This window comes from Candidatus Tisiphia endosymbiont of Myopa tessellatipennis (genome assembly GCF_964031105.1).
Classification (GTDB): Bacteria; Pseudomonadota; Alphaproteobacteria; order Rickettsiales; family Rickettsiaceae; genus Tisiphia.
The window spans coordinates 1,300,065-1,315,234 of sequence record NZ_OZ035005.1 but is presented as its reverse complement, the minus strand read 5'-3'; the positions used below and the strand labels follow the sequence as shown (position 1 = coordinate 1,315,234).

Below are 15,170 nucleotides of genomic sequence, written 5' to 3'. Positions count from 1 at the left end.
TACATCAAATTGTTATTAGTTTTTACACTTACTCAAAAGATCTATAGTTCTAAAGTGGTTTTCACCAAATTTTTCTATGAGTTGGGTGCTAAATTTTATATACCAAAATTTATTTGGTAAATTGCAGGTTGCTTTTGCTGCAGCCCAATACAGGTAGCTTACTTCATCGACATTTTTCATATTGTCCCGATAATTATTATAATATAATACTTCTGCTGAAGCATAGGATTCAGCTGCTTTCTCATTTTGACCAAGAGCCGCTAACGCATCTCCTTCAACAACAAAAGCTTTCGCCAAACGTAGGTCTTGTAATTCCGTAAGATTAGTATTTTTTTTAGTTGGATCATTAATGAATATATTTTTAGCTTTTTGAGCATATTCTAAAGCTTTCCTAATATTTCCTAATCCCAGTTCTGCTCCTGACATCTCAGTAAAGATTCGACCAAATACTTCATGGTCTTCCTTTTTAGATGGCTTATGCATATCATATAACTTGTCAACTTGAGCATAGGCCTCTTTATATTGTCCAAGGATGTTTAACACCTCAGCTTTAAATAAATAAAGATGTGTAAGCAATAGATCATCTTGGTTTAATCCATTTTTTATACATGCCTCCATAGTTTTATTAGCTTGTTCTAATGACTCAAGATATTTTCCCTGTATAAAAAATAATCTAGCTTTAACAAAATACAGCATTGGTATATCTATTTTGTCAACAGAACCTTCATTAAACATCCGATCGATAATTTGAGTATTTTTCTCTACCTCTTGAATATCCCCTAATACAATATTAGACATTGCTAAATTGAAAAATACATTAAATTTTAAAGTGTCATATCCTTGTACGTTATCTAATACTTTTTTTGCTCTTACTAAATATTCAATCGCTGTCTTATTATCGGAACTTCTATAATATCCATATTGTCCATACTGTCCTATTATATGTAAATACTCTGCGTATACCCGCTTTTCATTATTGTTCATTAACCATAACTTGAATTTTCCATCCTGATCATTTTTATTAAACCAATTAATTAGTTCTGTTGCCTTATAGAAATCAAAAGAATTAATATATTTTATTATTAATTGTAAATTTAACTCCATAAGTTTATAAACATAAATATTGTATTTTTGTTCATTTTTTTTGATTATTTCAAGATTTTCAGACACTGTTTTTGCATTCCTAAAAATATGGGCTTTTACCACACTACTTGGTATAGAGTTCATTAATTTAGTAACAATGTCTTCTAAAAAAGCTTTATTATTCTTATTTCCATTTATCTCCATTATCTTATTAGCAATAACATCATGCATTTCAAAAACAGGATTGGTTTCATTTGGATCGGTATTAGAAATTAAAGCAAATTTAGACAGTTGATAAATATCATCATCAATAGTATTCTTGTCATCAGTAATAATTCTTAGTAGATCCTTAGAAAAACCTTGGTTATTGATTAGTGCTATTTTATTTAGTAATTTTTTAGCATTTGGCTTTAATTCCTTAATTGCTAGAGTAATGTTTAATTTAATTTTATCAGCAGAATCTCGTATCCTCTTTTTATATTCTTCTTGGTTTAAACCCGGTACTTGGTTCAATAATTGTACCCCTTGTACTATAAGGATAGGGTAACCAACAAATTCTTGTGCTAGAAATTCTGCTGATTTTGGATTATTATTTTCTAAAATATTATTGGCAAGAGTAATAGCATCTTGCTTATCAAATGCTGTCATCTTAATTATATTGTGTAATCCCTCGCTATCTTGGGAAGCAAAAATAACATGACCATTATGTTCCCAATTAACAAATTCTTGTACCTTATGATTTTCTTTTATCTTTAAATTATCAAATATTAACAACCATTTATCCTTACTGGATAAATAAGCAATTAGTTCTTTTTTTACTAAGGTTATATCTTCTGATATTAGATTAGATTTAAAAGTACTATTAATAGTTTTTGCTATCTTCAACAATTCTTCATTAATATCTAAGTTACAGTCAATAAACCAAATAATATCATAATTCTGTTTGTTCTCATAAGAATACATTCTCGCAAGCTGAGTCTTCCCCATTCCACTAACACCTACTACACTGGCTTGTTTATATTTAGTTAAATTATTATTGAGTAGAGTTAGTTGTTTGATGTGATTAATAAAATAAGTGACCGGTACAACAGAATTGGATACTTGGTCTTGAGCAAGTGAAATACTGGACATAACTAATATTATTATTAATAAATATTTTTTCATTTTTTCTTTCTAATATTATTCACATATTTAGTAAAATCTAACACTTGTTTTTGTACGGATTTATCTATTATTATAGGATAAGTAATTTCAACTATATTAGATTCATCATCAGAAGATACACTGTACTTAAACTTATGCTCTTTTAGAGATTTGAATATTTTACGACAACTAAGTAGAAATACATCCATATATTCTAACACTATAGTTTCAGATAAATCCACCATTCTTTTTTCGTTTAAAGGAAAACTGTCATATTTAATAATAACTTTTTTGTTAGTAAAACTTATTTCCATTATTTTAGGAATTTCACTCTGCCTATCCATAAATTCCATTAAATTAAAAATAAGGCTAAAAATTAACTGATAAAAAACTTCGGTCGTACAATTAATATTAATTGTGTCTATATTAGTTTGTACCTTTAAGGCTATTGTAATAAAATAAGGAGAAAAATATTCTTCTAAATACTTAGTTAAATTTACTATATCTATTTTTTCAGGAGATGTATCGTATAAGCACATTGGAAATAAATAGTTACTTGGGGATATATTCTGAATTATTTTCTTATCACTTATACCCATTTCTTGCTTGATATACATCTCGGTTGCTTTTTTTATAAAGAGCTTCTTTAGTTTTTGATTAATTCTTTTGTTGCTCAGCAATGTACTATTAATCTTTTTTTCTTCGTATAAATCATGCTCTAATATATACAGTCTCTCTTCCCTTCTTTTTTTTATTCTGAGGTAAACATACAAAAACAATGAGCAAATTAAAAAAGTCAAAACGACAGTTATAAAAGTATATTGGCACACTTTATTATTGTTTAAAGGATAAAATTTAGAATTTTTGTTAATTCCTACTTTTATGGTCAAAACTGTGTTTAAATCAATTTGATAATCTTTTTTTACATTTAAATTTTTTTTATAGTCTAGACCAAATGCAACACTATAATCATTGATTATGATTGCATAACCTATGTAATGGGGAAATATTTTATTTAAATTATCCTTTAGTTCTTGTAAATCAAATATAAACTCCTCTGCTGAATTTTTAATAGAAATTGTATATGGTGTGGTTTTTATTGTATTCTCGCTTATACCATTATTTGTTCTTGAAAAATTTTTAAATAAAAAAAAGGTTTTATTATAGCTAGATTTGTTGAAGACTGTTGTCAAATCATGAGATAATAAACTACCAACACTATCTAAATAACCAGAAAGCATTAATTTTTCCTTTTCTTTTTGTAGATGTAAAAGGTAAATATAAAAACCAATATTAAAAAATAAAAAAACAATAATAGCAATAATGAACGATTTGAATTGCTGTATTAATTGTTGCATGATATTAGTTTGAACCAAACTTGTACTCAATATATCTATTGCTCTTCAAACTCAAACCTCATATAGATGGCAATAACATGTATTCATAATCTAGGCATATTTCCGTCTATATGCATTTAAAAATCATATCCGATTTAATTTTAACAAGATATACTAGTTGTTGTAAATCTTGTGTCTGTTTATCGCTTTCTCTTATTCCATATCTTGTTTTTCAAGTACTATTACTAATTATTATAACTTTATGATGTTTCAACTTCTTTAGTAATTAAATATCGTATCAATGCATTAACCGCTTGCTGTTGCTCTGAACTACGAATTTTCATAAAATTCTTTGAAACCTCTATGTACATATGCTGATTTTCAATAAATATTAGCTGTACAATATCAGTATCTTCTAAATCTTTATAAAAATACTCTATAATTTTTATCTAGTGCTTTAGCAATAAGAACTAATCTATCTATTGATATTCTATTAATGCTCCTTTCGTATTTTTGTAACTGCTGCCTCGTTACTTCTACTATATGCGCCAGTTGTTGTCGTGACAATCCTTTAGCAAGTCTTAGAGAATAAATCTTTTCTCCAATAAGTTGATCGATCTTATGTAAATAGTCATTTTTTCTTGATATCATTTTTTTAACATTGATTGTATCATATCTTAAAAGCCTTCATTATACTCTTCAAGTTTTCTAGATTATGCTATGATAAGTTACTTAACGTGTCAATAATTTAATTTATTATAAAAAGTAACCTTATTTTTTTTTTTGATATATAACTAATTTGTTGTTTGTCACAATTCCTCCAAATTTATAATCGTAATTGGGGTAAGGCTAAAAATAGCAACCCATCTCATCTTTAGCAAGTTGTTTAAAATCTGATGATCCTTACCTAGACCTATATAAATCACGCAGCTTATATCTCCTTAATGATTTTTGCCCCACAAATCCATGTCATATTGTTTGCAATATTCAAACATATCAACTGTGTTAGGATGGTGTATGCCAAATTCCTTAATTTGTGGCTTGCCAAAGAATTTATAATTATATAAATCTTTGCTTTTACAGGCGGCTTTTGCCCCTTTGTTATATAATTCACTTACTTGAGCAACATTTTTACTTCTATTGCCATATAAATAATGATATATAACAAAAGCTTTTTTATAAGATTCCATAGCTTGCTTAAGCCTATCTTGGGCAAACAAAATATCACCTTGTACTACATAAGTAGCTGCTAAATCAAAATTTTTAGAATAATTTATGTTCTCCGAATTGTTGTTTTCCTCTGCTAACAATATAGCCTTATTAATGTATTCAGAAGCTTTATATACTTTACCTAAACCTAATTTACTTTTTGCCATTTCTGTATAAATACATGAAAATTTAATATCATAATCATACCCTATGAGTTTCTTAGATGTGTTATATAATTGTTGAGCTTGAGCATAAGCTTCTTGATATCTACCAAGACAATTCAGTACCATTACTCTATAAATATAAATTCTGTTAAGGTATAAGCCATTAGCATGGAATCCATTTTTTATAAGAAGCTCAATACTTTGATCTCTATATTCTAAAGCTTCGTTATATTTTCCTTGTGTATAAAATAAGTAAGCCTTTAAAAAATATATGTATATATATGTTCTACTTCTTGTGTTGCTAATTTTTCAATCTTTTTAAGTAATTCTTCAGCCAATTTTATCTCACCTATGTTTATATACGTTATACATATTTGATGAATTAAATTAAATTTTAGAGCATCATTGCCTTCATCATTATCAAGTGTATATAAAATTTCTAATGATTTAGTAAAATAAGAAATCGCTGTTTCAAAATTTCTTATTAACCTATTATAGATTCCTATTGCCCCTAAATATCTACTGTAATAAAATTTGTAATTCTCAGGCATTTGCCATAATTTAATTTGTTGATTTTTTTGATTAAACCAATCAACCATTTGCTGGATTTTGCTATTATCACCAACGTTTATATATAAAAGTAATAACTCACTTCTTAATTTAAGTATTGTATATATGTTAATATTATATCCTTCAGAATTTTTAAGAATAATTTCTAAGTTTTCTGCTATAGTCTGAGCGGTTCTCCACAAATATCCTGAGAGAGTTCTTGTAGGTTTAGGTAATTTGGCAATAATATTTTCTAAATATATTTTATTATTATCACCATTTAGTTCCATTATTTTATTGCTAACTATGTCATGCATTTCAAAAATAGGGTTATTATCATTAGAATTAATATTAGTTATTAGCATAAATTTAGATAATTGATATATATCGTCATTAAGGGTATCCGGATTATCAGTGATGGCAGTAAGTAATTGTTTTGAAAAACTTTGATTGTTCAATAAAGCTATTTTATTCAGCAACTTTATTGCACTTGGTTTTAATTGTTGAATAACCATATTAATATTTGTTGCTATTTTATCAGTCGCTTGATAAATTTTCTTTTTATATTCCTCTTTATCTAAACCTTTAATTTTATTAAGCAATTGAGTTCCTTGCACTATCAATATTGGGTAACCACTAAAAGATTGCGTTAAAAATTCGATACTATTATTATCCTTGTTGTCTAATAAGTTATTAGCTAAAGCTACAATAGTAGGTCTATCAAGTAGGGTCATTGCTATAATATTAGGTAACTTTTCATTATCTTGCGAACAAAACGCGACATGACCATTATGTTCCCAATCAATTAAATCCTGTACTTTTTTATTTTCATTAACTTTTAAATTATCAAACACCAATAACCACTTATTAGTAGAAGTTAAATATGATATTACTTCTTTTTTTGCTAAAGCAACTTCTTCAGATATATTAGTTTTTCTAGTGCTATTTAGCTGCTTAGCTAACTTAACAAATTGTTCGTTCAAATCAAGGTTACAATCAAAAAACCAAATAAGATCATAATTATTTTTATTTTCATAAGCATACATCCTAGATAGCTGAGTCTTGCCTATTCCGCTAGTACCTACTAAACTTGTTTGTTTATATTTACTTAAATTGTCCTTAATAGTCTTAAGTTGTTGCTCATGGTTGACAAAATAACTAACTGGAGTGATTAAATTAGATACTTGTTCTTGAGCAAAAGTATTACTATAAATAATTAGTAATATAAATAATGTTAAAAATTTTTTCATACACTGAGCTTCTGCATATATCTTTTATTTGACTATACCTAATTTTTCTACCATTTACAACAGATGCGATAGCATCCCCCAAGACATCGATTTAGTAAACATTTTCAATGCTTCAAAATAAGATAATAAAACGTCTTATCTTTTAGTAATGTAGTATACTTCTCCTACTTCAAGAGTTGTGTTCACAACTCTTGAAGTAGGAGTTATTTACATCTTCATTATATTATTTTTTCCCGTGTTAGCTCTGATTGTTTTTGCTGATCTAGCTGTTGTTTTTGTCTATATATCTCTGTTAATCTTTTTTCTATTTCTGTATTCTTCAAATAAGGAGCAATTAGCTTATCATTCATCCTATATTCTAAATAAGATTTTGCATCATAAGTATTATTGTTAATTTTTATCATCCCGTGTTCTTTAAGCTCTTGTATTTCAGGACTCAATTCTTTTAGTACATGTGCTTGGCGTTCTTTATATAATTGCCTTGTTAGCACAGCTACTTGCTTTGTATCTTTTATTCCTTCCACTAGCATTATTTCAAAATCAGCCCCTCTTATATAAGGCTTTATTTCCTGATTATTCATTAAGTCATTTAAATAACTTTGTATGGTCTTAAATTGTTGCTTATTTTCTTTAATTAATATTCCTTGTTCTTTTATTATTTTTATATCTTGTTCAATTTGCTTCTTACAATGTTGTTGACTAAATTTAAACATTAATGGTGCTACTCTATCCTTTAACTCTGAAGTATTTCGTTTTAATTCCCTAATTAACAGTTCTTCTTCCCATATATTATGCTTTGCTATATATAAACTATCCCTTTTAATATTCTCTAATAGATCAGGCTGGCAGTCATATACTCTCCTTTTATTATTGATGCTCTCTTCTTCCATTTCTTCTGATATACGATAAGTTAAACTTTGATAATCCTTACCCATCTTTACACTTAAGTTCCTCTCTTGCTCGAGGCTATTCAGTAATCCACTAACTTGTTGTGATTCTTGCCGTTCCTGCTCTATTCTATTAAATTGTGGAATTATCCAATCTCTAAAACTATCGACCCGTATTTTATCTACCGCCTTTACCATATTGTCATATTTTAATGATTTTATTTGATGATTTATATCCTCTACATTGAACTTATCATTAAATTTTTGTATTTCATCTATCCTATCCTTATATACTTCAAGTACTATTTTTAACTCTCTATTTTTATTATCATTAATGCTAACAGTTTCTCTAAATGCTTGTTCTAAGCCTTTTTCCTCCCCTATCTTAATAATGTCACTTAAACTATCTGTACTATATGTTTTTATTTCTTCTAACTCTGAAGTCCATTTATTTACTAATTCAGGGTTTTGTCCTTTATATTTCTCTACTATCTCCTCTATTCTTCTCTCATAACTATTATTCTTAGCCAGTTTTGTTTGAACTTTTTGCTGTAGTTTTTGTACGTAGGTTATATCTTTTACTACTAAACTTTGCCACCATTTACTACTACAAAGACTATCATATATTTTACTAGATATTTTTACTTTATCATCATAGTCTAGTTTATTACTTGTTTGATTTCTCGCTTGCCTTATTTGATAAGTTTTAATTTGCTGATATACTGTTTGCTCTATAGCTCTTTGGTGAGCTTTAATTATTTTACCCTTTATCCCACTTAATTGTTCTTGATGTAGCAAGCTTACATCCCTGACCATAATATGATATAGTTCTACCCTATCAGCACCATAAGATTCTAAACTTGCAATGTGAGATTGATAATGATCGTCATCACCGAAACTATGACCACTACTGTCATAACTTAAAGTTCTTTGTTTTTGCTCGTATTCATGTTGCAGTTCTGCTATTAATTTCGGTAATTCTAGACACTCTTTATCTTTGATTTTGCTATTCATGGCTATAGCAACTAGTGTATCTCGGTATAAGCTATCTTGTAATCCTAAAAACTCATGTTTACTCCCATCTTTTTTGGTAGTTTCAGCATATTTCATGTAATAGTTAGCTTCTGATGAGGTAAGCTTCTCTTGCCAGCTGACTTCTTTTGCAGCTTCTTGTCTTATGTGTTCTATGGCTAGGATAGTACCGCTACTTCTAGCTTGCCACAATATTCTTTCCCCTATCGCTAGTGCTTTCTGTGGTAGTAATTGTTGTAGTCTTGCAGCCATAGAGTAACTATAAGATAAGAAACTATTTTGCTGCTGACAATTTATAATAGCTTCCCTGATATTGTCTATATTGCAACCTACTGGTAATTGGTCAGCCAAATCCCATTTCTCTAGTAAGATGTCGGTATGGATAGTACCATTAAACTCTAGTTGACTTGGGTCAATGATAGTTACATTGCCAATATGACCATTAGCCTCATTAATCATGTGGCATATTGTTCTAGCCGCTTTGATGCCGGCTTGATCATGATCAGGCCAAATAACTACTCTTCTACCTCGCAATTGCTGCCAATTTGCTTTATCTGCCGAATTACTACCACCCAACCAAGATAGTACAATATATTAGGGCAGTAATTCTTGGGCTTTATCACAGGTTCTCTCACCTTCCACTATTAATATAGTAGTATTTAATTTACTCTTCTGCTCATCTGTTATTTTCTCTATATGATAGATCGGTTTATAACCATTATCACTAAAACCCTTTAACCGCCAAGCTTCTTTATTTAATGATTCATTTTGGCAATAGCTCACTGGTAGTACTTGCTTCGTTCCATCTTGGTTACTTATCAGTCTAACCGTTAAACCTATTAGCTGGCTCTTATCATTTCTGTAATAATAGATGCCTGCAATAGTATTACTTTTCAGTATACCAGCCAAGTGAATATTAGGATCGAATTTAGGTGCAGATTCAGGGACGTAAGGCTGTGCATACCATTCATTGATTAAGTGTGTCACTATCTTTTCATATCCATCACTTTCTTGTAGTTGCTTATTGCTGCTGTAGTTATCATTATGATAATTATTTGCTCTAGCCCTAATACTAGATATCGAGGCTACTTGCTCTAATGCTTCTAATTTGCTGCAGTTAAGAGCCTTCTGAACAAAAGAAAATATATTGCCTCCCTCTCCAGTACTATGACGAATCCATAATCCTTTCCTTAAATTCATACTCAAACTGCCAAGGCTAATCTCAGCACCACTCCTTTTAAAATTTTTGCCATCACTATTAATCCTTCTAGCATAGCTTTCAAAAATATTACGATAATTATATTCACTCAAACTTTGGATAACTTCATTGAAGTCTAATCTCTCATTCCTAGCTGCATTAATGCTATCATATTTGTTAGTTTCTAGTCTAACTTTACCGTCTCTTACTTCCTCTATTTTGTTGCTAGTTATTTCTTTCTGATCTTCACCTTGAATATCAGCCGAGATGGATATGGCTAATTTAGCTAGTTCTGCATCATTAATATAGTTATAATATTCATAAATAAGCCCTTGTAGATCATCTTCTTTTGCTAGTGCTGCCAAATTTTCTATAGTTAGTTTTCCCTCCTTTTGTAAAAGGTAAAGCTGATCCAAAAAGCTCTGTTCATATTTATTAGGCAAACCATCAGTTAACGACGGTATTTCTGCTGATAAGCTCTCAAGTAACTTCAGATAGTTTCCTGCTGTTAGTTTATTTTGTAGTTCTTGTGCTTTAATTGCACCTTGCTCATAATTTCTGAACCTTTTAGCTATGACCTCAAAATTGTTAATAGCATCTTTCCGACGCTGGCTAATACCCAAAATGTTACCAAAGCCAATACCTCTAAAATTACCCAGTAATTTAGGATTTTTCTTTACTTTAGAAATGGTATCTGCTAATTGCTCATACCGGCATTCTACTAACAAATCTTGCCATTTCTGCAGTATTTTTGATACAGGAGTTTTATATATACGACTTAAGAATTCAGGGAATAATTTTTCCCGATAAGTAATTATTTCTGCTAGTTCTTTTTTTATCTCTTGATGCTCTATACTAGTCTTTTCTAATAGTTCAGTTCTCTCTTTTAGTAACAGCTTGGTTTCAGTAATAAATTCATTGAGATTAGCCAAATTAGTGGTAAAGATATTTATCAAGTTTGTATTATTTAAGGAGTCGGTACTATCATTTTGGGTGGAATGCAAACCATGATAAATCTCCATCATTTGTCCCCAATGATTATTTGTAATTAATGTTGCTCCTTGATTGATGTTGTTCAAGAAGTATTTATAAGTTGAATAGCCGGCATGTTTTTGGATTGTCTGATAATTTAAATTAAGCTGGATAAGTCTATCACCCATCCTTACTTGATCCTTAACATCGCTACCTCCTGCGTCTTTAATACTGACACTACCATGATAATTATCACAAATAATTTTAGCATGTTTTTGCAACTTCGCCTTTGCTTCTTGTAGTTCCTTATAGATAGTTTCTAGTTCCTCCCTATCATACTCTGACAGATATTGCCAAATAAGCTGATTACGCTTCTCTTTTGATAATGTTGCCCATAATATTTTTTTACTACTGGTGTCTTTACTATCAATCTTTTCATCAACCTCTCTATTAAATATTAAATCATACGGGTCTATAATAATTTCTCTAACATTCTGTATCTCGACATTAGCACTTTGCTTAAATAGCATACATAGTCCAACTAGTTTAATAGGCATTTCTTGACGCTCTCGCCATTCTTGCATCTTACCACGTAAATCAAATACTTCTCGTCTAGAGTCTAAATAATTCTTAATTACTTGTTGATTAGGGGTTAAATTATCAAGCTTACGGTAATCAATTGCTAAATTATTATCTACTCTTCTACTGACCCCTAACATTAAACCAATATACCAAGTAGGTATTTCTTTCCTAACTAACTTTGAATCTTTTCCACCTGATACCTTATAGGTATATGATTCTATACTAAACCGTTCCCGTCCTTTTGCCGCATCCTCTTCCACTCTTCTATAAACTATATCTTCTAATACATCTCTAGCTCCATACAGTTTTACCTCATATCTAAACCTACTCATCAACACATTAAATGCTTCATAACCCATAATAGCTTCATGGTATATTTTCATATAGTCCACTGTCTCACCTTCTAGCTTATATCCAGTAACTGCATAACCATATTGAAATTGAACAGGATATAGTGGGTCAGATGTATCAATCTTAACTATCTTCTTACTGCCATCTGCTTTATGTACTAGCAATTGCACGCAGCCATGACCAAAATTATCAGGCTTATTAAAATCTATAACTGTTGCTACCTCGCCATTTAGCACTCCATTAAACCCCTTGTATTCTGCCTTGTTACTGGCAAAAAACTATTTGCTCACCTCGCAACAATTCTATCATCTCATAGCCAGATTTAAAATTACCACTCAGTCCCTTTAAAATACCAGCCTGTTTTAACTTCTCTCTAACTTGTATGTTAAAATAATTCACAGCCACATTAGTATAAGCACCTATTACTATCGACCTAATCGATACTAAATCATCTCTAGCTAAATTCTTGGCTTGCTCTAAATACTCATTAATATAATCTGTTACTAACGCTTCTTTAGTTACTTGTACATTGTCATAAATATTAAATACTCCAAGCCCTTGATAAATCTCTAATGCTTTTTCTATCTTATAAAGACCCATTAGCTTGGTAGCTTGCCTTTGTAGTCTCATAGTCCAGTCGTCTTGGTGTTTATGACGCATCACTTCAGTTAATGTACTTACCTTTGCAACAGTACAAATCTTCTTAAAAGCCCCAGCCATACCAACTGCAGCAAACTGATTATTATCACCCACTATTATCGCTTTTGACCCTGACTTTAATACTGTACTTAGTAAATAGTCCATATTTGCCAACTCGACCATATTAGCTTCATCTATGATTAATATGGTCTTATCATCTAACTCTCCACTAATATTTTGATACAAACTCAAACTAGTCTCTATTCTGCCTTGATGTTGATATTCTATTTCCTTATAATAATCAGAACGCAGCATTAACTCAAACGTTTGTCCCTTAGCTTCTTGCCATTCTTTACGCAGTAGTGCTGTATTCTTTGATTCAATACCCGTACTACTTGCTAGAACTTGTGTAGCGGTACTACTTGGGGCTGTTCCTATTACCCTGTAACCCGCCTTGTTATATTGACATACTATCTCCCGCATGACAAAAGTCTTACCAGTTCCAGGATATCCTTCTAATACGCTGATATCTTTACAATTGACAATTTCTCTTACTGCCTTACGTTGCTCATTTGTTAAAGGCTCGCATTGTTTATCAATTAACTCTATCTTTAGCCCTGTTTTGTTGTTTACGACTCATCTTCGAGATAAATATGAGCAGAAATTATGCTATAGAACGTGAGTATTATGCGACGAGTGGAGTGTAGAATTAAATTCTCGTTACTGACTACATTTTTTCACCTGTGGAATTTTATAATAAAGAAATACTGATAAAAGTGTACTTTAATGACAAGAGTTTTTATTTGAAACAAAACAATGGTAATACACATAAGAAGCATTATGTTGACTAATTTTTAGTATGTCAAGTAGAAAAGTGATGTTTACATGACTACAAACTTCATGCCAAAACCACTGCGAACCTGATTCTTTAGACGTTTCAAGCACTTTTTCGTCTCGAAGATGAGTTGCGAGGAGGCGATGGAATCGCCAACGCGGCAATCTTGTTATGAAGTAGGGACAAGCATTACTTCAAAAGATTGCCGCGTCGCCGCTTTTTCGCGACTCCTCGCTAATAGACGTATCTTTTAATAATTCTAAAAAACTTGATTATCGAGTCTTACATCAATACTTAAGATTAAATTAGTTTCTGTTGAATCAAATTTATAGTGTCCTTAATACCAAAAAGTTTAATAAAAGACCCCAGCCTTGGTCCTTCAGTTTGCCCAAGTAATATTTGATATAATTCTTTAAAATAATCTCTTAAATTATTATAACCATGCTTATTACCAATATCATAAATTTTTTCTTGGATTTTCTCGGAAGTAATATCTCCCGGCAAAACATTTAACATAGCAATAATTTCTTGTAAGATAATTTTTTGCTGATCATTAGGAACTAAATAGCACTTATTAGCTTTAATAAAGTCATTATAATAACGAGTGGCAAAATCTGTCAAATGATCAAGGTATGGGGCATTTTGTTTCGTTGCACTCGGGGCGTACTTACTGATAAATCCCCAAAGTACCGATTTATCTTCAGGATTGCAAACCGATGCAAGGTTTAGCAATAAGCTAAAACTAATGCCAAAAGTTTCGATATTAGGCACATTCCCGTGATGAATATGATGTACTGGATTCGCAAAACGCTTTACTTGATCTAGTTCTAAATGATATTTTTTATTGAAGGTAATATATTCATCAACATTTTTAGGTATCACATCAAAATGTAAACGTTTGGCTCTTGTTGGATTTTGGTACATAAATAACGACATACTTTCCACCGGTGCATATTGCAGCCATTGATCAACAGTAATGCCATTGCCTGTAGATTTAGAGATTTTCTCTCCGCTTTCATTAAGAAATAATTCATAAAAAAATTGTACTGGTGGGATTCCCTCTAAGATTCGACAAATCCCAGAATATAACCCAGCATTAGGCATATGCTCCTTGCCATACATTTCATAGTTAACTTGCAAACCGACCCAGCGCATACCAAAATCAGGTTTCCATTGTAGCTTACAATGTCCCTTTGTCACAGGAACTTCCACAAACTTTCCTTCATCGTCTTTATAGGTAATAGTAGCGGCTAAGCGATCGATCTTTGCAATAGGTACTTGTAGTACAATACCGGTTTTTGGACAAATTGGCATAAAAGGTGAATAAGTTGCCTGTCGTTCTTCTCGAAAAGTTGGTAACATTAGAGCCATTATTTCATCATATTTGTCTATGACTTTAAGCATCATCTGATCAAATAAACCGGATTTATAACATTCTGTACTACTAAAAAATTCATATTTAAAGCCAAACCTATCTAAAAATGAGCGAAGCTTAGCGTTCATATAATGTCCATAACTTTCACATTCACCAAAAGGATCGGGAATAGATGTTAAAGGTTTGCCAATATGTGATGCTACCATATCAGGATTTGGGATATTATTTGGTACTTTACGCAAACCATCCATATCATCAGAAAAACAGATAATCTTAGTTGGGATATTGGATAGTTGTTTAAATGCTTCTTGTACCATTATAGATCTAGCAACTTCTGCAAATGTACCTATATGTGGTATCCCTGACGGTCCATAACCAGTTTCAAATAATACATAACCTTTAGCTGGAGTTTTGCTACCCAGTTGATCTAATATTTTTTTTGCTTCTAAAAAAGGCCAAGCGTTTGATTTAACGGCATTTTCTAAAATTTCTAATTCTGACATCTACATATCCTTATAAATTATCTCTTGAGTTTTTGGTAATATTCCTAGACAATAGCGACTT

9 protein-coding genes and 1 pseudogene are annotated in these 15,170 nt (G+C 30.7%); all 10 read right to left on the bottom strand.

The features are described 5' to 3' along the window. Positions 1-15: 15 nt before the first annotated feature. On the bottom strand, positions 16-2,247 hold the full coding sequence (locus AAHN03_RS06565; RefSeq protein WP_342278543.1) for a tetratricopeptide repeat protein: 2,232 nt from the start codon (positions 2,245-2,247) through the stop codon (positions 16-18). Then, complete coding sequence (locus AAHN03_RS06560; RefSeq protein WP_342278542.1) at positions 2,244-3,584, bottom strand: hypothetical protein; 1,341 nt, start codon at positions 3,582-3,584, stop codon at positions 2,244-2,246. Before AAHN03_RS06560 ends, AAHN03_RS06565 begins: the two co-directional genes overlap by 4 nt. Before the next feature lie 239 nt (positions 3,585-3,823). Then, a pseudogene (locus tag AAHN03_RS06555) lies at positions 3,824-4,211 on the bottom strand (helix-turn-helix domain-containing protein). 293 nt (positions 4,212-4,504) lie between these two features. Then, positions 4,505-5,062, bottom strand: coding sequence for a hypothetical protein (locus AAHN03_RS06550; RefSeq protein ID WP_342278541.1), 558 nt, complete (start codon positions 5,060-5,062; stop codon positions 4,505-4,507). A 134-nt stretch (positions 5,063-5,196) separates the two neighbouring features. Continuing rightward, on the bottom strand, positions 5,197-6,735 hold the full coding sequence (locus tag AAHN03_RS06545; RefSeq protein WP_342278540.1) for a hypothetical protein: 1,539 nt from the start codon (positions 6,733-6,735) through the stop codon (positions 5,197-5,199). A gap of 218 nt (positions 6,736-6,953) precedes the next feature. Next, positions 6,954-9,230 carry a hypothetical protein gene (locus AAHN03_RS06540; protein WP_342278539.1) on the bottom strand — a complete coding sequence of 759 codons (2,277 nt, stop codon included), beginning with the start codon at positions 9,228-9,230 and terminating at the stop codon, positions 6,954-6,956. Positions 9,231-9,248: 18 nt separating this feature from the next. Continuing rightward, the gene (locus tag AAHN03_RS06535; RefSeq protein ID WP_342278538.1) at positions 9,249-11,993 is read right to left on the bottom strand and encodes a hypothetical protein; all 2,745 of its coding nucleotides are present in this window, start codon (positions 11,991-11,993) and stop codon (positions 9,249-9,251) included. A gap of 28 nt (positions 11,994-12,021) precedes the next feature. Continuing rightward, positions 12,022-12,924, bottom strand: a complete 903-nt coding sequence (locus AAHN03_RS06530; protein WP_342279209.1) for an AAA family ATPase — start codon at positions 12,922-12,924, stop codon at positions 12,022-12,024. Positions 12,925-13,179: 255 nt separating this feature from the next. After that, entirely contained in the window at positions 13,180-13,341 is a 162-nt protein-coding gene (locus AAHN03_RS06525; protein ID WP_341761540.1) for a hypothetical protein, read from the bottom strand. A gap of 190 nt (positions 13,342-13,531) precedes the next feature. Continuing rightward, the gene (locus AAHN03_RS06520; protein ID WP_342278537.1) at positions 13,532-15,109 is read right to left on the bottom strand and encodes a lysine--tRNA ligase; all 1,578 of its coding nucleotides are present in this window, start codon (positions 15,107-15,109) and stop codon (positions 13,532-13,534) included. Positions 15,110-15,170: the final 61 nt, after the last annotated feature.

Bases quoted from the DNA above. Each gene is read 5' to 3' on its own strand.
- AAHN03_RS06565 (WP_342278543.1), bottom strand. From the start codon at position 2,247: ATGAAAAAATATTTATTAATAATAATATTAGTTATGTCCAGTATTTCA.
- AAHN03_RS06560 (WP_342278542.1), bottom strand. From the start codon at position 3,584: ATGCAACAATTAATACAGCAATTCAAATCGTTCATTATTGCTATTATT.
- AAHN03_RS06550 (WP_342278541.1), bottom strand. From the start codon at position 5,062: ATGGTACTGAATTGTCTTGGTAGATATCAAGAAGCTTATGCTCAAGCT.
- AAHN03_RS06545 (WP_342278540.1), bottom strand. From the start codon at position 6,735: ATGAAAAAATTTTTAACATTATTTATATTACTAATTATTTATAGTAAT.
- AAHN03_RS06520 (WP_342278537.1), bottom strand. From the start codon at position 15,109: ATGTCAGAATTAGAAATTTTAGAAAATGCCGTTAAATCAAACGCTTGG.